Below are 18,490 nucleotides of genomic sequence, written 5' to 3' on the forward strand. Positions count from 1 at the left end.
CGTCGGCGGGCACTCGGGGCCGATGAGTGAACTTCCTGGAGTGTTCGAGTCGTACTGGATGGGCACCGCGCCGCCCGGTGCCCCGCATCCGGCCCTGACCTCGGATGTGGAGGTCGATGTCGCGGTTGTCGGTGCCGGTGTCGCGGGGCTCGCCACCGCCTGGGAGCTGACCCGCGCCGGGTACCGCGTGGCCGTGCTGGAGGCCGGCCGGATCGCGGCGGGTGTCACCGGCCACACCACCGCCAAGCTCACGGCGCTGCACACGCTGGTCTACGACCGGCTGCGCCGCACCCGGGGCCCGGAGGGCGCCCGGTTGTACGCGCGGTCGCAGTCCGATGCCGTCGAGCGGGTGGCGGCGGTCACGGCCGAGCTCGGTATCGATTGCGAGCTGGAGCGGGTCCCGGCGTTCACCTATGTCGAGGACCCGGCGCGCACCGGCCAGGTCCGCGCCGAGGCGGAGGCCGCCCGCGAGGCGGGGCTGCCGGCCTCGTACGTGACGGAGACCGGGCTGCCGTACCCGGTCGCGGGCGCGGTCCGGATCGAGGATCAGGCGCAGTTCCATCCGCGCGCATACCTCCTGGCGCTCGCCGAGGATCTGCGCGCCCGCGGCGGGCGGATCCATGAGCACACTCGCGCCACCGGTCTGGCGGAGGGCACCCCGTGCCGGGTCACCACGGAGAGCGGGGCGGTGGTGACGGCCGGGGACGTGGTGATCGCCACCCACTATCCGGTGTTCGACAGGGCGCTGCTGTTCGCCCGGCTCGCGACGCACCGCGAACTCGTGGTGGCCGCTCCCCTCCCCGCCGACCGGGACCCCCAGGGCACGTACATCACCCCGGAGCGGCACACCCGGTCGGTGCGCACCGCGCCGTACCGGGACGGGCGGCGGCTGCTGATCGTGACCGGGGAGTCCTTCAAGCCCGGCACCGGGGACACCCCCGAACGGTTCGAGCGGCTGGCCGCATGGACCCGGGAGCGCTTCCCCGGCGTGGAGATCACCCACCGCTGGGCCGCCCAGGACAACGACCCCACCGACACCGTGCCGCTGGTCGGCCCCTTCCACCCCGGCGCCCGCCACACCTATGTGGCGACGGGCTTCGGCGGCTGGGGCCTGAGCGGCGGCATCATGGCGGGCCGGCTGCTCACCGCGCTGATCGGCGGTGAGCGGCCGCCGTGGGCCGGGCTGTACGACCCCCGGCGGCTGCGGACCGCGCTGCGCGAGGCCCCGGCGCTGATCGGCCATCAGGTCCAGGTCGGGCGGCATTTCATCGGTGACCGGCTCAGCACCGCGCGCGCCGGGACGGTCGACCGGATCGCGCCGGGCACCGGGGCCGTGGCCCGGCTGGACGGGCGGCACTGTGCCGTCTACCGGGACGAGGACGGCCAGGCGCACGCGGTCTCGGCCCGCTGCACCCATATGGGCTGCCTGGTCGCGTTCAACGCCGCCGAGCGGGCCTGGGAGTGCCCCTGTCACGGCTCCCGCTTCGGCACCGACGGCCGGGTGCTCCAGGGCCCGGCCAACCGGCCCCTGGAGCGGCGCGACATCTGATCCGGTCGGACAGCACATGGCCCCGGGCCGTCCGGGTACACGCGCTGGCGTCACCCCGTCGGCTGAGAAAGGACCACTCCCGTGCTGATGGCCCACCCGGTCGTCCTTCAGAACCTCATCGAGCAGTACGAAACGCTCCGGATGCTGCACGCCGAGTCGGGCGGCACCGAGGTACGGCAGCGGATGGACGACCTCGCCTACACGCTGTGCGTCTCCACCGGGACACGGGATGTGGACGCCGCCCTCATCGCCGCCCGGCACCAGCTGCCCGGCGCCCGGGTGGAGGACGACTCGGCCCTCACGGCCGGGGCGGGCACACCGGGCGCCTGAGCCCGGTGTACCCGCCCACGGTGCGGGCGCCCCGGCCGGATCAGCCCTCGACGCCCTCCGTCAGCTCGGAGAGGTCCATGGTCTGGTCGGCCGGCGGCGCCTTCACGGTGACCGGCTCGTTGAGACCGGAGAAGGTCATGGTCATGTCGAGCGGGCCCTTGTCCCCCTTGCCGCGCATGCGGAACCGCTTGGTGTGGCCGTCCGGGTCGACCCACATGTCCATGGACATCCGGTCGATCCCCATCTCCTCGTACGCCTTGAGGCTCTTCTCGCGGCGCTCGCGGGTGGCCGCGTCCTCGCCCTTCAGGCTCTTGCGCATCTGGCTGAGGGTGATGGTGCCCCGGTAGTGCGTGGTGCGCACCCCGTCGATGGTCTCCTCGCCGACCCGCTTCACATCGTCGGCGCCGGAGAGGAAGGCCGAGTCGTCGGCCGGGTTCCGGTCGGCCTGGCGGGAGAGCGAACCGCCGCTCAGCGCGCCGGTCTGCTTCTCGTCCATGGCCGACATGTCGAACTTGAGCCAGCTCTTGCCGTCCAGCTCGCCGGCGGCCTCCTTGCCCCCGTTGAGGTACATCGCCCCGTCCAGCAGCCGGATCTCCACCGCCGCGTCGGCGCCCTGGCCGACCGCGCGCATCTTCATGCTGACCGCGACCGGCTTGGTGCTCATCGCCGCCTCGCCCTCGATCCGCCCGTCCTCGGGGGTCGTTCCGGTCATCCGGTAGCGGAACGAGGTGAGCTTCTCGCTCTTCTTCGCGGCCGCCCGTACGGCCGCCGCCGGCGCCATCCGCACCTGCTCCGAGGACGTCTCCGCCGACTTGTCGTCCGACCCGGAGGACCCGCAGCCGACCGCGCCGCCGCAGAGCAGCACGCCGGCGAGGACGGCACCGGCCGCCCTGGTGCCCGCGCCGTGTCCCTTGCCGCGCCCCGCGCCATGTCTCTCATGTACGACCATGGCCATGAACCCCACCCCTTGCGGAACTTCTGTTCGTTTCTTGTGCTCCGGGACAGTACCAGCAGCCGACGACAGTCACCCGCGGGCACCGGCCCGGAGGAGCCGGAGATCGCCGCGGGGTTTTCCGTGGTCGAGGCGCTGGAGCGTACGTACTACAGTGGCGATCGGGCCGTGGGAACGGCGGACGTCGTCGTCCCGGCCGGACGGCATCAGCTGGTGTACGAGTTCCCGGTCGACTCCTGGCCGGCGGCTCCCCGACCGCAGCGCCGCGCACCGTGTGCCGACACCTCTCCCCGTCGGCATACTCGAAGACGCGGCCATTGGTTCACTCTCCGCCGAGGGCGCCGTGGTGGGGCGTCGCCCCGCTCCCGGCGGAAGTCCGGGGCAAGGGTGAGATGACGACATGACGCGACCGGACACCCCGCGGGACGAGCGGTCCGTCCGGTCGGGCGATCTCCTCGGCGAGGAGGCCACCGCCAGGGCCACGGTCGACGAGCACGGCATCGTCACGCGGTGGAACGAGGCTGCCCGTGGGCTGCTCGGTTACCGCCCCGCCGACATCGTGGGCAGGCCCGCGGCCGATCTGCTCCACGACGCCTCGCACGCCCGCGCAAAGGTGCGCAACGCGCTGCGCTCGGCCTCCCCGCCCAACCGGCTGAACGGCCGGGCCACCCTGCTGCGCCACGACGGCTCCACCCTGGACGTGCGGCTGCTGGCACACCGCCGCACCTCGGAGACCGGGGCCCCCGAGTGGCTGATCGTCTCCGCCCCGCCGCGCGCCGGACACACCGCCGAGGAGGACGAGGAGCTGATGCGGCGCTCCTTCCTCCAGGCGCCGTGCACGATGGCGGTCTACGACGCCGGGCTGCGGCTGCGCTGGGCCAACCGCGACATGGAGCAGGTGATGGAGCTGGCCCAGGAGGAGATGCGGGGCCTGCGGATCTCGGAGATCATGCCCGGTCCGGAGTCCGAGGTGGCCGAGCAGGCGATCCGGCGGGTGCTGGAGACGGGTGACGAGCAGTGCCTGGAGCTGTCCACGGTCATGCCCGGCGACCCCCGCCTCTTCGCCTGGTCCACCATCGTCTCGCCGCTGCGCGACCCCCTGGGGCGGGTGGCGGCCGTGGCGCTGACCGCCCTCGACACGACCGCCCAGCGGGCCGCCCGGCGGCGGCTGACGCTGCTCAACGAGGCCAGCGTGCGCATCGGCAGCACCCTGGACATCGACCGGACCGCGCAGGAGCTGGCCGATGTCGCCGTCCCGGCGCTCGCCGACTTCGCGGTGGTCGATCTGCTGCCCGCGGTGCACGACGGCGGCGAACCGCGCCCCGGCCCGCCGGGCAGCCGGGTGCTGCTGCGCCGGGTCGCCATCCGGTCGGTCTTCGAGGGCTGCCCGGAGGCCGTGGTGCAGCTGGGGCAGGTGGCCGCCTACCCCGACTTCTCCCCCGAGGCCGAGTGTCTGAAGGCCGAGCGCGGCATGCTGAACAAGGTCGCCGATCCCGCCGTCGCCCGATGGGCCGACGAGGCGCCGGAGCGGGCCGCCATGATCCGGCGGTTCGGGTTCCATTCGACGATGGCCGTTCCGCTGCGGGCCCGCGGCGCCATCCTCGGCGTGGCCGTCTTCTCCCGGCACCGCCGCCCCGAACCGTTCGAGCAGGACGATCTGCTGCTCGCCGAGGAGATGACGGCCAGGGCCGCCGTCTGCGTCGACAACGCCCGGCGGTACACCCGCGAGCGCCACACCGCGCTGGCCCTTCAGCGCAGTCTGCTGCCGCGCACCCTGCCCGAGAGCGCCGCGGTGGAGGTCGCCTCCCGCTATCTGCCGGCCGGCTACCGGTCCGGGGTGGGCGGCGACTGGTTCGACGTCATCCAGCTGTCGGGCGCGCGGGTAGCCCTGGTCGTCGGCGATGTGGTGGGCCATGGCCTCCAGGCGTCGGCCACCATGGGCCGGCTGCGGACCGCGGTGCGCACCCTCGCCGATGTCGATCTCGCCCCCGATGAGCTGCTCACCCATCTGGACGATCTGGTGAACCGGCTGTCCGAGGAGGCGGAGAGCGGTGCCGACGGTGCGGGCGTGACGGAGGAGGACGGCGGGGAGATCGGCGCGACCTGTCTGTACACGGTCTACGACCCGGTCTCCCGCCGCTGCTCCCTGGCCCGCGCCGGGCATCCGCCGCCCGTACTGGTGATGCCGGACCACACCACCACCCTGCTCGACCTGCCCGGCGGACCGCCGCTGGGCCTGGGCAGCCTGCCGTTCGAGAGGGTCGACCTGGAACTGCCGGAGGGCAGCCTGCTGGCCCTCTACACCGACGGTCTGATCGAGTCCCACGACCGGGACGTCGACCAGACGATCGGCACGCTGCGCACCACGCTCGCCCAGCCCGCGGACTCGCTGGACGGCCTCTGCCAGGCGGTGCTGGCCACACTGCTCCCCAGCCGCCCCACCGACGACGTCGCCCTGCTCCTGGCCCGCACCCGGGCCCTGGACGCGGACCGGGTGGCCACCTGGGAGCTGCCGTACGACCCGGCCGTGGTGGCCCGCGCCCGCCGGGACGCCGCCGAGCGACTGGCCGCATGGGGTTTCGGGGAGGCCGCCTTCACCATGGAGCTGGTGGTCAGCGAGCTGGTCACCAACGCCATCCGGCACGCCACGCCGCCCATCGGGCTGCGGCTGATCCATGACCGGGCGGTGATCTGCGAGGTCTCCGACGGCAGCCGTACCGCACCGCATCTGCGCCGGGCCCGCGGCTTCGACGAGGGCGGCCGCGGACTGCTGCTGGTGGCCCAGCTGACCGAGAGCTGGGGCACCCGCCAGACCGAGACCGGCAAGACCATCTGGGCCGAGGTGGCCACGTCCGCCCTGTAGCCAGGGTCCGGCTGCCAGGCGGCCGCTCCCTCGGGACGGCTTCACTACAATCGCGGGACGACGAAGCCCGGTTCAGCAGAGGCTGAAGGCTGCCATCCATGCGTATCCAGCACCCACGCGACGCCGGTCCCCTGGCCGCGCTGAGCCCCGCCGAATCGGCCCGTCTCATGGCGGTGATCCGCGAGGCGGCGCTGAGCCGGGGGCGGCTTCCGCTGCCCGCCCGCCCGGTGATCGGCGCGTCCTGGGACCGGATGCTGCGCCTGGGCCTCGACCCCGACCACGGCCGCGCCCCGCGGCCGCTGGGCCTGGACGAGCTGGAGCTGCGGAGGCGGCAGACCCGGCTGGCCGAGGTGCTGCCCACGCTGCACAGCGGGCTGCTGGAGGCCGCGGAGGCGGCCGGCCACATCATGATCATCGCCGATGCGGAGGGCCGCGTCCTGTGGATCGACGGCCATCGGGGCGTCCGCCGGCAGGCCGACGGCATCGCGCTCGTCGAGGGTTCGCACTGGGCCGAGGACGTCGCCGGGACCAGCGGCATCGGCACCGCGCTCGCCGTGCGATCCCCGGTACGGGTGCATTCGGCGGAGCACTTCGTGAGCGCCTTCCACACCTGGAGCTGTGCCGCCGCCCCCGTGCACGACGCACGGGACGGCCGGCTGCTGGGCGTCGTCGACATCAGCGGCCCGGCCGGGACCGCCCATCCGACGGTGCTCTCGCTGGTCACCGCGACCGCCCGGTGGGCCGAGGGTGAACTGCGGCTGGCCCACAGCCGGGAGCTGGAGGGCCTGCGGGCGGTCGCCGCGCCCCTCCTGGCGCGGGTCCGCGGCAAGGCCGTCGTGGTCGACCGGCACGGCTGGGTCGCCGGGGTCACCGGGGTGACCCCGCGTGAGCGCCGGCTGCCGCTGCCCAAGGCGCCGTACGACGGGCCGGTGTGGCTGCCGGGGCTCGGCGCGTGCGCGGTGGAGCCGCTGCCCGGCGGCCATCTGCTGCGGGTGCTGGACGGCGAGACCCTTGAGGGGGGCGATCCGGCCATCTGGGGCCATCTGCTGCTGGACCTGCGCCAGCCGCACCGCTGGACCCTGACCTTCTCGGGGCCGTCGGGCACCTGGACGCATGAGCTCAGCGCCCGCCACGCGGAGGTGCTGCTGGTGCTCGCCGCGCACCCCGAGGGGCGCACGGCGGCGCAGCTGGCCCAGGACCTGTTCGGGGATGCGACGCGGACGGTGACCGTACGGGCCACGGTGTCCCGGCTGCGCGGACGCGTCGGGGCGGTGCTGGCGCACCGCCCCTACCGGATCGCCGAGAGCGTCCGCATCGACGTGGCGGCCCCGGACCGCCCCGCCGGACTGCTCCCGTTCAGCTCCGCCCCGGCCGTCGCCCGGCTGCGCGGCTCGCGCTCCCTCTTCTGAGGATCGGGGCCTCGGTCTCTTAATCGGGGGCGCCGTCAGGCGGCGGGCGGGGCCAGAAGAGCGGTGGGGTGCAGACAGCCGACGGTGACCCCGCCGCCGTGCACGGGCGTGGTGGCGAACTCGGTGAGGGCACCGGGGTCGATACCGCAGTGGGCGAGGGCCGCGGCGGTCACCGGCATCCGGGCGCGGTCGGCACCGTCGGCGATCTTCACGGCGACGGCCCGGCCGTCGGGCAGTGCCGCGATCTGCACGCCCTCGAAGCCGTCCTTGGCGATCAGACCCGGTACGGCGCGCATCAGCCGGGCCACGTCCCGGTCGCTGCCGGACGCCATGTCCGGGTGGGCGCGCAGGGCGGCCGCCACCCGGCCCTCGGGGGTGTCCGCCGCGCCCGAGGCGATCCGTGCCGCGGCCGTGGCGAGCCCGCGCAGGGAGACGGAGAACAGCGGCGCACCGCAGCCGTCGACGGTGACCCGGGCGACGCGCTGCCCGGTGAGGTCCTCCACGGTCTCGGCGATCAGCCGTTGCAGCGGATGGGCCGGGTCGAGGTAGTCGGCCAGCGGCCAGCCGCGCAGTTGGGCGGTGAGCAGCATCGCGGCGTGCTTGCCGGAGCAGTTCTGGGCCAGCCGGGTGGGCTCGCCGCCGTCGCGCAGCCAGGCGTCGCGCTCGGCGGCGCCGTACGGCAGGTCGGGGACGTTGCGCAGATCGGCCTCGGTGAGCCCGGCCCGGTCGAGGATGCGGCGCGCTCCGTCCAGGTGGCGCCGCTGGCCGGAGTGGCTGGCGGCGGTGAGCGACAGCAGCTCCCCCTCCAGCGGCAGCCCGGCCCGCAGCAGCCCGACGGCCTGGACGGGCTTGAGCGCGGAGCGCGGGTAGAAGGCCGCGTCGATGTCGCCGGCCTGGAACTCGACCCGGCCGTCGGCGCCCAGGACGACGACCGAGCCGTGGTGGACGCCCTCGATGACCCCGCCGCGTACGACATGGGCGAGCGGCACATGGCGGGGTTCACGGATGGCGGGGGGCTCGGCGGGGGTGCGGCGGGTCGCGTCGAGGGTCCGTCCGAGGGGGATGTTCATGGTGGTGCTCTCGTGGTCGGGGGTGTTCAGGGCGCGGTCGGGGTGGTCACGGCGCGCCGGGGTGGTCCCGGCGGGTGTCGGAGGTGTTCAGGGCGCGGTCGGAGGTGGTCGCGGCGTGTCGGAGTGGTCGCGGTCGGCCCGGCGCGGGCCGACCGGCCTGGTGCCGTGGGCGGTCCGCTCACCGGAGGAACGCTCGCCGCTCGCCGGAGGGGACTGCTCGTTCACGCCCGCCGGGTGCCTTCCACCGGTGCGGCCGTCCGGCCGTCCGGCGCGGCGGGCCGCACGATGGCGGTCAGCGTGGTCTCCACCCGCTCGAGGTGGTGGGTCATCGCCTCCACCGCGTCGTGCTCGGACCCGCCGGCGAGCGCGTCGACGATCGCCCGGTGCTCCCGGTTGGACTGCTCGCGGCGGCCGCCGAGTTCGTTGAGAAATGCCGACTGCCGGGCCAGGGCGTCGCGGATCTCCTCGATGACCCGCCGGAAGACCGGGTTCCGGGCCGCCTGGGCGATGGCGAGGTGGAACAGCGTGTCCATCGCCACCCAGGCGGTGGTGTCGGTCTCCCGCTCCATCCGCTCCAGCAGATGGGACAGGTGGTCGAGGTCCTCGGCGGAGCGGCGCCGGGCCGCGTAGCCCGCCACCGGGATCTCGATGTGCCGGCGCACCTCCAGCAGGTCGCTCGCGGCGTAATCGCCGAAGGTGGGGTCCGCCACCGGCCCGCTGGAGATGACGAAGGTGCCCTTGCCGGTGCGCGAGGCGGTCAGCCCCATCGTCTGGAGGGCCCGGAGGGCCTCGCGGAGCACCGGCCGGCTGACCTCGAGACGACGGCACAGCTCCGCCTCGGAGGGGAGTTTGTCCCCCACCGCGTAGTCGCCGCGCTCGATCGCTTCCCGGAGGTGGCCGAGCACCGCCTCCATCGCGCTCACCCGCCGGGGGACGTCGGGTCCGGGACGTCCTGTCTGGCTGTCTGACAAGTTCACACGGGAATCCTCGGGCGGGCGGGAGCGGGTTGTCAAACGCCGCTGCCGCGGGTCCGACAAGCACCGTAAGTCATAGGATGGAGAGAAATGTATCCGCAGTTGGGACGGGGGTGAGGGTCATCCCCCAGGGAATCGCGCCGGCCGAGACCCATGTCCCCTTCGACATGGCGGATGCGGCGACAGTGCTGGTCGACGCCGAGGGGATCATCACCGGCTGGACCCCGGCGGCGGAGCGGCTCCTCGGCTATCCGGCGGCGGAGATGGTCAAGCAGCCGGCCAGGGTGCTGCTGGCGGCACCGGAGGACGCGGCGAAGGCCGAGGCGATCGGCGCGTGGTGCCGGGAACACGGCGGCTGGGGCGGTCTGGGGCAGGTCCGGCACCGGGACGGCCGGCGGATCGACGTGGGGCTGCGGATCTCCGCGATGCGCGATCCGGACGGCGAGACCTCCTGGCTGGTCTCCGGGGTCGATCTGGGCTCCATCCCGGCATGGGCGCTCAGCGGCTCGCTGCTCCAGGCGTTCCTCACCCGGTCGCCGATCGGGATGGCCGTGCTGAGCCCGGATCTGCGGTACGTGTGGATCAACGACACGCTGGAGCGCTACGGAGGGGTGCCGCGCGCGGAGCGGCTGGGGAGCCGGATGGGGGACTTCCTGCCGGGGCTGGACACCGAGGCGATCGAAGCGCGGATGCGGCAGGCGCTGGAGACCGGCGAGCCGGTGATCGACTACGAGTACCGGGGCTGGACGATGGCCGAACCGGGCAGCGAGCGCGCGTACTCGACCTCGTTCTTCCGGCTGGACAACGCCGAGGGCCGGCCGGTGGGCGTGTGCTACATGGCCATCGACGTCACCGACCGCTGGCGGGCCCGGGAGCGGCTGGCGCTGCTCAACGAGGCCGGCGCACGCATCGGCGGCACCCTGGACGTGCTGCGCACCGCCCAGGAGCTGGCCGACTTCGCGGTGGAGCGGCTCGCCGACTTCGTCACCGTCGATCTGCTGGAGGGCGTCCTGCGCGGCGAGGAGCCCGCCAAGCCCTCGGGCGAGACCCTGCCCGCGTTCCGCCGCGCCGGTCAGGCGTCGATCCGGGAGGGGTGCCCGGAGTCCATCGCGGCGCCCGGAGAACCGATCGCGGTCTTCCCCTCGTCCCCGCTCGCCCGCTGCTACTTCTCCGGGGAACCGCTGCTCGACCCGGTGATGGGCGTCTCCATCGACGCGTGGTCCGGCGACGATCCGGCGCGGACGGCGAAACTGCGCGAGTTCGGGATGCACTCGCTGATGGTGACGCCGATCGGGGCGCGCGGCGCCCTCCTGGGCGTGGCCTCGTTCGTCCGCTCCCGGCATCCGGACCCGTTCGAGGAGGACGATCTGCTGCTCGCCGAGGAGTTGGTCGCGCGGGCCGCGCTGTGCGTCGACAACGCCCGCCGCTACAGCCGTGAGCACGCCGCCGCGCTGGCCCTCCAGCGCAGTCTGCTGCCGCACGCCCTGCCCGGCGGCCAGGCCGTCGAGGTGGCCTCGCGCTATCTCCCCACGGACGCGCGCAACGGGGTCGGCGGCGACTGGTTCGACGTGATCCCGCTGTCCGGTGCCCGGGTGGCGCTGGTGGTCGGCGATGTGGTCGGCCACGGCATCACCGCCGCTGCGACCATGGGGCGGCTGCGGACCGCCGTGCACACGCTCGCCGATATGGACCTGCCGCCCGATGAGTTGCTGGCCCACCTCGACGACCTGGTCATCCGGCTCACCGAGGAGGAGGCCGGGCAGGAGGGCGTGGCGGCCGCGGTGCTGGGCGCCACCTGTCTGTACGCGGTCTACGACCCGGTCACCCAGCGGTGCACGATGGCGCGGGCGGGGCACCCCACCCCGGCAGTCGTGGACCCCTCGGGCGAGGTCTCCTTCCCGCCGCTGCCCGCGGGTCCCCCGCTGGGCCTCGGGTCGCTGCCGTTCGAGTCGGCGGAGCTGGAGCTGCCCGACGGAAGCCTGATCGCCCTCTACACCGACGGGCTCATCGAGGGCTGCGACCAGGACATCGACGTCGGTCTGGGCCGGCTGAGCAACGCGCTGCGCCAGTCGGCGCGTCCGCTGGAGGAGCTGTGCTCCACGGTCGTCGACGCCCTGCTGACCTCCCCGCAGTCCGACGACGTGGCCCTGCTGCTGGCCCGTACGCACGGCCTGGACAGCGGACACGTCGTCTCCTGGGACCTGCCCTCCGATCCGGCCGTCGTGGCCGGAGCCCGCTCCCTGGCGGTCCGCCGGCTCGCCGAGTGGGGCCTGGAGGACCTGGCGACGACCACGGAGCTGATCGTCAGCGAGCTGGTCACCAACGCCATCCGCCATGGCACCGGCCCCATCCGGCTGCGGCTGATCCGGCACGAGGTGCTGATCTGCGAGGTCGCCGACACCAGCAGCACCTCACCGCGGCTGCGCCACCCCCGCACCACCGACGAGGGCGGCCGCGGGCTGTTCCTCGTCGCCCAGCTGGCCCACCGCTGGGGCACCCGCTACACCGAGGGCGGCAAGCTCATCTGGGCCGAACAAGACCTCCCGGAACAGGTATGAAGCGCGCCCCGGCGCATCCCCGCCCTGTTCATGATCGGCCGGCTGCCGCACACTGGCCCTGTGCCAACGGGAGGGGAGCGTCCGGAGTGCGGAGGCCGGTCGGCGGCAGGGGCCCGTGGAGGCGGCGGCTCGCCTCCCCGTGGTGGCGCGGTGGGATGGCGCTGGCGGCGGGCGCGCTGCCCGCACCGGCCTTCCCCGAGCCCTCGCTGTGGTGGTGGGCGTATGGCGCCCTGGTCCCCTGGCTGCTGCTGGCGCGTTCGGCGCCCACCGGCCGCCGGGCCCTGCTGGACGGCTGGCTGGGCGGCGCCGGGTTCCTGCTCGCGGTGCACCACTGGCTGATGCCGAGCCTTCATGTGTTCATCGTGGTCCTGGCGCTGCTGCTGGGGCTGTGCTGGGCGCCCTGGGGGTGGCTGACGCACCGGCTGCTGCACGGCCGCCCGGGTCCCGGGCGGGTGGCGGCGGCGCTGGTGCTGCTGCCGTCCGTATGGCTGATGGCCGAGCTCGTCCGGTCCTGGCAGTACCTCGGCGGACCGTGGGGGCTGCTGGGGGCGAGCCAGTGGCAGGTGGCGCCCGCGCTGCGGCTGGCCTCGGTGGGCGGAGTATGGCTGCTGGGCTTCCTGCTGGTCATGGTGAATGTCACGGTGTGCGTGCTGATCGCGGTGGCCCGCGCCCGCGCGGTGGCACTGGCCGGGCTCACCGCGTGCGGCGCGGCGGCGGCCGGGGCGTGGGCGTGGGCGCCACAGGCCAAGGAGCCCGGCACGGCGCGGATCGCGGTGGTGCAGCCGGGCGTCATCCAGGGGCCGGGGCCGCGCTTCGAACGCAGCGCGGAGCTGACCCGGCAGCTGGCCGACCGCCATGTCGACCTGGTGGTGTGGGGCGAGAGCAGCGTCGGGCAGGACCTGACCACCCATCCGGAGCTGAGCCGGCGGCTGGCCGGACTGTCCCGGACGGTCGGCGCGGATCTGCTGGTCAACGTGGACGCGCGGCGCGGCGACCGGCCCGGGATCTACAAGAGCTCGGTGCTGATCGGACCGGACGGGCCGACGGGGCAGCGCTACGACAAGATGCGGCTGGTCCCCTTCGGGGAGTACATCCCGGCCCGGCCGCTGCTGGGCTGGGCCACCTCGGTGGGCAAGGCGGCCGGTGAGGACCGCCACCGGGGCACCGGGCAGGTGGTGATGAGGCTGCCGGACGGCCTGCGGATCGGCCCGCTGGTGTGCTTCGAGTCGGCGTTCCCGGACATGAGCCGGGCCCTGGTGCGGGACGGGGCGCGGATGCTGGTCGTCCAGTCCTCGACCTCGACCTTCCAGGGGAGCTGGGCGCCCGAGCAGCACGCCTCGCTGGCCGCGCTGCGCGCCGCAGAGACCTGGCGGCCGATGGTGCACGCCACGCTGACCGGCCAGAGCGCGGTGTTCGGACCGCGCGGCGAACCGGTGGGACCCCGGATGTCCACCGACACCAGCGCGGCCACCGTCTACACGGTGCCGCTGGGGCAGGGCACGAGCCCGTATGTGCGGATCGGGCCCTGGCCGGTGTACGGGGCGATGGCGGCGCTCGCCGTGTTCTGCGCGGCCGAGGGGCGCCGGGCGCTCAGCCGGCGGGCGGACCGGAGAACGAGCGGGCCGTCGGACCGGCGGACGGACCAGCCGTCGGACCGGCCGACTCCAGAGCGTCCCTGACGACCCGTTCGCACAGCTCATGGGTGAGCAGCGCGTCCTCGGCGCCGATCCGCCGCCCGTCGCGCACCGCGTCCAGGAAGGCGTCGGTGATCTGCTCGATCCCGCGCTGCCGCGCCACCGGCACCCAGTCGCCCCGGCGGCGCACACTCGGCTGACCCTTGTGGTCGACGACCTCGGCGAGGTTGACCACCTGCCGCTTGGTGTCCTGGCCGGAGACCTCCAGGACCTCCTCGGTGGAACCGCTCATCCGGTTCATCACGCCGAGCGCGGTGAACCCGTCCCCGGACAGCTGCACCAGCACGTGGTGCATCAGCCCGTCACGGATCCTGGCGCGCACGTCGATGTGGTCCACCGGACCGGGCGCGAGGAAGCGCAGGGTGTCGACGACGTGGATGAAGTCGTCGAGGACGAGGGTGCGCGGGTCCTCGGGGAGGCCGACGCGGTTCTTCTGGAGCAGTATCAGATCGCGCGGATGGTCCAGGCACTGCGCGTAGCCGGGCGCGTAACGCCGGTTGAAGCCGACCATCAGGCTCACCCCGCGCTCCTCGGCGAGCCGCACGATCCGCTCGCTGTCGGCGAGGTGGTACGCGAGCGGCTTGTCGACGTAGGTCGGCACCCCGGCCTCGATCAGCCGGGTGACGAGGTCGGCGTGGGCGCCGGTGGGGGCGTGCACGAAGGCCGCGTCGAGCCCGGCCGCGAGCAGCGAGTCGAGGTCGGCGTGGCGCTGGGCCTCCGGGACGCGGTAGGTGTCGGCGACCCGCTGGAGAGTGGCGGGGGTGCGGGTGTGCAGATGCGGCTCCAGCCCGGGGCGGGCCATGAGCACGGGCAGATACGCCTTCCGCGCGATGTCGCCGAGCCCTACGCAGCCGACCCTCATATCCGTGGTGCCTCCTCGTGCGCCGCTGGTCATGCCTTCCGCCGTGCCCCCGAAGGATACGTGCGGACGGGCGGCCGCCCGCTAGCGATGCCCCAGGTCACTACGGCCGTAGTGGGAGTGATGGATGGGCTTAGGTTGGCCCCATGACCGCTGATCGAACCGCCGCCTCCGCATCCGGCGCCTCCACGTCCGGCGCGTCCGCGTCCGCCCCGTCCGCGTCCGGCGCCTCCCGGGCCGAGCTGGTCGCCGACACCGCCCTGGCGCTGCTGGCCGAGCGCGGGATGCGGGGGCTGACGCACCGGGCGGTGGACGAGGCGGCCGGGCTTCCGCCCGGCTCGACCTCGAACCACGCCCGGACCCGCGCCGCCCTGCTGAAGGCGGCGGTCCGGCGGCTGGCCCAGCGGGAGGCGGAGGTGCTGACGCCCGACGAGATGCCGCGCCCCGCCAGGGCGGCGCCGGACGGGACCGATCCGGTCGCCGGTCCGGCCGACGCGCTCTCGCTCGCCCTGCACCGCTCGCTCACCGCCCGGCGCGATCTGCTGATCGCCCGCTATGAGCTCGCGCTGGAGGCGACCCGCCGCCCGGAGCTGCGGGAGTTCTACGACGCGACCGGACGCGGCTTCCGGGAGCCGCTCGAGGAGATGATGACGGCGCTGGGTTCCGCCGAGCCCCGGCGGCACGCGCGGTCGCTGGTCGCCTGGTGCGAGGGGCTGATGTTCGGCTGCGCCGCGGGCGCCGACCACGACGCCGTACCGGACCGCGCGACGCTGCGCACCGGCGTCGAGGAACTGCTGCGCGGGATGCTGGGCAGCGGATAAAACGCGTAGCGGGCCGGGTGGCCGCACCGCCATCATGACCGCCATGACGACCGCAGAACGCCTTCAAGCGCCCCGGACCGCCGATGAACGCACCAGCCTGGAGGGGTGGCTGGACTTCCACCGCGCGACCCTCGCCCTCAAGTGCGAGGGGCTGGACGACGCACAGCTGCGTACGGCCTCCGCGCCGCCGTCCGAACTGACCCTGCTCGGGCTGGTACGGCACATGGCCGAGGTCGAGCGGAGCTGGTTCCGGCGGGTGCTCGCCCAGGAGGACGCCCCGCCGATCTGGTACAGCGAGGCGGACCCGGACGGGGACTTCCACGTCACCGACGGCGACACCGCGAAGGACGCCTTCGCCATCTGGCGGGAGGAGATCGCCAAGGCCAAGGAGGCCGCCGCGGGCCGCTCCCTGGACGATGTCGTCACCCGCCCCGACCGCGGCGACTACAACCTGCGCTGGATCTATCTGCACATGATCGAGGAGTACGCCCGCCACAACGGCCACGCCGACCTGCTGCGCGAACGGATCGACGGCGCCACCGGCGACTAGGCAGCCCCCGGCCCGTCCTGGTCCTCGGCGGCACCCTCCAGCGTCAGCGTCAGCCGCGCGATGGCCGCCCGTACCCCGTCGCCGTACGGATCCTCGCCGAGCGCACCGGCGGTCGCCCGCGCCAGCGCCAACTGATCGCGGGCCGCCCGTTCCTGGCCTAGCTTCAGGTAGCCGGCGGCCACGTTGAGGTGGAGGGAGGGGAGGAACGCCCGTGGCGCCAGGGCCCCGGTGAGCCCGTCGGCGGCGGCGAGCGCCCGCAGGTCCCAGATCAGCTCGTCGAGCGGATCGTCCTGGGTGTCGGCCAGATAGTGGGCGAGGGCGCAGCGGTGGAAGGGGGCGCCGTCGCGTTCGATCTCCCGCCACAGCGCGGCGAGGCGGTTGCGCGCCTCCTCCCGGTCCCCGCCCCGGTGCAGCATGACCGCCTGCCCGATCCGGGTCAGTACGGCATCGCCCTCCGGCGCCTCCCGCTGCGCTTCCGTCATCACGGCCTCCCGTCTTTGGGGAGACGCTAGGGGGTGTCCCGCCGATCACGCGCCGTTGGCGCCCGCCGCGCCCGGCGTGTCGTGGGCCGGCGGGGGCGCGCCGGCGCCGGGGGGCGCGCCGTAGCGGCGGGCCAGCTCGGCGACGGCTCGGGCGACGGCCGACCGCAGCTCGGGCGGCCCCAGCACCTCGGCGTCGGTGCCCAGCCGCAGCATGTCGTGGACCGCGACCGGCAGCGACTCCACGGGCAGGACGACACGCACCCGCCCCTGGTCGTCGGGCGGGCCCGCCGCGGCCACCGCCCGCACGCCCACCGCCCCGAACTGCACCGGGAGCAGCTTCACTCCGCGCTCCGACAGCAGCAGTTCGGCCTCGCCCTGGAAGCGCGAGGACTCCAGCCGGCGGGACGACTCCTCCCAGTAGGCGGCGAGGTCGAACCCGGCGGGCCGCTCGAAGACCTCCGCCAGCACCTCGGCGTCCAGGATCCGCGCCACCCGGTAGCTGCGCACGCTGTCCTCGACCCGCGCCACCAGGTACCAGATGCCGCCCTTGAGGACGAGGCCCAGCGGATACAGCTCCCGCCGCACCTCTCCGCGCCAGCGGCGGTAGCGCACCCGCAGGACCCGCCGCTCCCATACGGCCTCGGCGGCCGCCGCCAGATGGGGCACCGGCTCGGCGTCCCGGAACCAGCCGGGCGCGTCGAGGTGGAAGCGCTCCTGGATGCGGCGGGACCGCTCCCCCAGCTCCGCCGGAAGCGCGGCCCGCAGCTTGAGCTGGGCCGTGGTGAGGTCGGCGCCCAGGCCCAGTTCGGCGGCCGCCCCCGGCGTCCCGGCGAGGAAGAGTGAGTCCGCCTCGTCGCCGGTGAGCCCGGTCAGCCGGGTGCGGTAGCCGTCGAGCAGCGAAAAGCCCCCGGCCGGGCCCCGCTCGGCGTAGACCGGCACACCGGACGCGCCGAGCGCTTCCACATCGCGGTAGACGGTGCGCACCGAGACCTCCAGCTCGGCGGCGATCTCGGGCGCGGTCATCCGGCCCCGGTTCTGCAGCAGCAGGAGCAGCGAGAGAAGGCGGTCGGCACGCATGCGGTCCATGGTGATCCCGGTACCTGACAAAAGATGTCAGGTATGGCGGACAGAGTGGGGTCCATCGCCGACCCGGCTTCCGGAAAGGACCCCTTATGACGACGCACACCGCCGGCCACTTCACCTACGCCGACTGGAAGGAGACGGCCCTCGGGGAGGCCGAGGGCGGCGCGAAGGCGGCCCACGCCGTGGTGACGAACAGCTTCTCGGGCGGCATCGAGGCGTCGCGCACCACCTGCGCTTACGCGATCACCTATCTGACCGGGAAGACCGGCGTCTGCTGCGGCTACGAGCTGCTGACCGGCACCCTGGACGGGCGCGCGGGCAGCTTCGTCGTGGTGCAGCACGGCAGCTGGGGCGAGGACGCCACCGTCCACTGCGCCTTCGAGGTGGTGCCCGGGTCCGGCACCGGCGAGCTGGCCGGGCTCACCGGATCGGGCACCTTCTCCGCCGTGCGCGGGGAGACCGAGATCCCCTACAGCTTCGACTACACGCTCCAGCCGGCCTCCTGACCGGCCCCGGTCAGGCGCCGAGGTCCGGGATCCGCCAGTCGATCGGTGTGTGCCCCTGGGCCTTGACCGCCTGGTCGATCTGGGTGAAGGGGCGCGAGCCGAAGAACTTCTTCGCCGACAGCGGGGACGGGTGCGCCCCCTTCACCACCGCGTGCCGCGACTCGTCGATCAGCGGCAGCTTCTTCTGGGCGTAGTTCCCCCAGAGCACGAAGACGGCCGGATCGGGGCGCGAGGCCACCGCGCGGATCACCGCGTCGGTGAACTTCTCCCATCCCTTGCTCTTGTGGGAGTTGGCCTCGCCGCCCCGGACCGTCAGCACCGCGTTGAGCAGCAGCACGCCCTGCCGCGCCCACGGCATCAGATAGCCGTTGTCGGGCACCGGGTGGCCGAGCTCCTCCTTCATCTCCTTGAAGATGTTCCGCAGCGACGGCGGGGTCTTGACGCCCGGCCGCACCGAGAAGCACAGACCGTGGCCCTGGCCCTCGCCGTGGTACGGGTCCTGCCCGAGGACGAGCACCTTCACCTGGTCGAACGGCGTGGCCTCCAGGGCGGCGAACACCTCCTCGCGGGGCGGGTACACCGGCCCCTTGGCCCGCTCCTCCTCGACGAACTCGGTGAGCTCCTTGAAATAGGGCTTCTCCAGCTCCTCGCCGAGGACCCCGCGCCAGGACTCGGGCAGCACATAGGGCACGTCGTCAACCTCCGGTCGGTAGTACGTCCAGGGCACAGAACCTACCGGCGGCCACTGACAGCGCCGCACGCGGACCGTGCCCGGTCCGGCGGCGCCCAC

At 74.0% G+C, this 18,490-nt stretch carries 16 protein-coding genes; 9 read left to right on the forward strand and 7 right to left on the reverse strand.

The genetic code is table 11. From position 1 onward, the window contains the following. The first annotated feature begins 22 nt into the window (after positions 1-22). A complete protein-coding gene (locus tag PS467_RS06260; RefSeq protein ID WP_311034371.1) occupies positions 23-1,549 on the forward strand; it encodes an FAD-dependent oxidoreductase in 1,527 nt (508 codons plus the stop codon). A gap of 81 nt (positions 1,550-1,630) precedes the next feature. Continuing rightward, positions 1,631-1,879, forward strand: coding sequence for a DUF5133 domain-containing protein (locus PS467_RS06265; protein ID WP_268970477.1), 249 nt, complete (start codon positions 1,631-1,633; stop codon positions 1,877-1,879). A gap of 40 nt (positions 1,880-1,919) precedes the next feature. Here the strand turns inward: PS467_RS06265 and PS467_RS06270 are convergent, their stop codons facing one another. Beyond that, positions 1,920-2,828, reverse strand: a complete 909-nt coding sequence (locus tag PS467_RS06270; RefSeq protein ID WP_311039772.1) for an SCO4651 family lipoprotein — start codon at positions 2,826-2,828, stop codon at positions 1,920-1,922. Between the two features lie 403 nt (positions 2,829-3,231). Here PS467_RS06270 and PS467_RS06275 point away from each other — a divergent pair, with 403 nt between their 5' ends. Together PS467_RS06275 and PS467_RS06280 are read left to right on the forward strand one after the other, a co-directional pair. Beyond that, entirely contained in the window at positions 3,232-5,694 is a 2,463-nt protein-coding gene (locus PS467_RS06275; RefSeq protein ID WP_311034372.1) for a SpoIIE family protein phosphatase, read from the forward strand. Between the two features lie 98 nt (positions 5,695-5,792). Continuing rightward, the gene (locus PS467_RS06280; protein WP_311034373.1) at positions 5,793-7,103 is read left to right on the forward strand and encodes a GAF domain-containing protein; all 1,311 of its coding nucleotides are present in this window, start codon (positions 5,793-5,795) and stop codon (positions 7,101-7,103) included. Between the two features lie 35 nt (positions 7,104-7,138). Here the strand turns inward: PS467_RS06280 and PS467_RS06285 are convergent, their stop codons facing one another. Both PS467_RS06285 and PS467_RS06290 read right to left on the reverse strand, forming a co-directional pair. Beyond that, positions 7,139-8,173, reverse strand: a complete 1,035-nt coding sequence (locus tag PS467_RS06285) for an asparaginase (protein ID WP_311034374.1) — start codon at positions 8,171-8,173, stop codon at positions 7,139-7,141. A gap of 221 nt (positions 8,174-8,394) precedes the next feature. Then, positions 8,395-9,150, reverse strand: a complete 756-nt coding sequence (locus PS467_RS06290) for a FadR/GntR family transcriptional regulator (protein ID WP_311034375.1) — start codon at positions 9,148-9,150, stop codon at positions 8,395-8,397. 77 nt (positions 9,151-9,227) lie between these two features. Here PS467_RS06290 and PS467_RS06295 point away from each other — a divergent pair, with 77 nt between their 5' ends. Then, positions 9,228-11,705: a SpoIIE family protein phosphatase gene (locus tag PS467_RS06295; protein ID WP_432280545.1), complete on the forward strand. Its 2,478-nt coding sequence runs from the start codon at positions 9,228-9,230 to the stop codon at positions 11,703-11,705. Between the two features lie 155 nt (positions 11,706-11,860). Continuing rightward, on the forward strand, positions 11,861-13,384 hold the full coding sequence (lnt, locus tag PS467_RS06300; RefSeq protein ID WP_311034376.1) for an apolipoprotein N-acyltransferase: 1,524 nt from the start codon (positions 11,861-11,863) through the stop codon (positions 13,382-13,384). On the opposite strand, the gene PS467_RS06305 is transcribed toward lnt, so the two are convergent. Then, positions 13,296-14,261 carry a Gfo/Idh/MocA family protein gene (locus PS467_RS06305; protein ID WP_311034377.1) on the reverse strand — a complete coding sequence of 322 codons (966 nt, stop codon included), beginning with the start codon at positions 14,259-14,261 and terminating at the stop codon, positions 13,296-13,298. The genes lnt and PS467_RS06305 overlap by 89 nt on opposite strands. A 143-nt stretch (positions 14,262-14,404) precedes the next feature. On the opposite strand from PS467_RS06305, the gene PS467_RS06310 reads away from it, so the two are divergent. Continuing rightward, entirely contained in the window at positions 14,405-15,079 is a 675-nt protein-coding gene (locus tag PS467_RS06310) for a TetR/AcrR family transcriptional regulator (RefSeq protein WP_311034378.1), read from the forward strand. A gap of 43 nt (positions 15,080-15,122) precedes the next feature. Then, positions 15,123-15,629 (forward strand): DinB family protein, encoded by a 507-nt coding sequence (locus PS467_RS06315; RefSeq protein WP_311034379.1) that lies wholly within the window; start codon positions 15,123-15,125, stop codon positions 15,627-15,629. Here the strand turns inward: PS467_RS06315 and PS467_RS06320 are convergent. Further along, positions 15,626-16,111, reverse strand: coding sequence for a hypothetical protein (locus PS467_RS06320; protein WP_311034380.1), 486 nt, complete (start codon positions 16,109-16,111; stop codon positions 15,626-15,628). The genes PS467_RS06315 and PS467_RS06320 overlap by 4 nt on opposite strands. Positions 16,112-16,156: 45 nt before the next feature. Continuing rightward, positions 16,157-17,188 (reverse strand): helix-turn-helix transcriptional regulator, encoded by a 1,032-nt coding sequence (locus tag PS467_RS06325; protein WP_432280546.1) that lies wholly within the window; start codon positions 17,186-17,188, stop codon positions 16,157-16,159. Between the two features lie 95 nt (positions 17,189-17,283). Between PS467_RS06325 and PS467_RS06330 the strand changes: the two genes are divergently transcribed. Then, positions 17,284-17,700 carry a DUF3224 domain-containing protein gene (locus PS467_RS06330; protein ID WP_311034382.1) on the forward strand — a complete coding sequence of 139 codons (417 nt, stop codon included), beginning with the start codon at positions 17,284-17,286 and terminating at the stop codon, positions 17,698-17,700. 10 nt (positions 17,701-17,710) lie between these two features. Here the strand turns inward: PS467_RS06330 and ung are convergent, their stop codons facing one another. Continuing rightward, positions 17,711-18,391 (reverse strand): uracil-DNA glycosylase, encoded by a 681-nt coding sequence (gene ung / locus PS467_RS06335; protein WP_311034383.1) that lies wholly within the window; start codon positions 18,389-18,391, stop codon positions 17,711-17,713. Positions 18,392-18,490 lie beyond the last annotated feature (99 nt).

The organism is Streptomyces luomodiensis (assembly GCF_031679605.1).
Lineage (GTDB): Bacteria > Actinomycetota > Actinomycetes > Streptomycetales > Streptomycetaceae > Streptomyces > Streptomyces luomodiensis.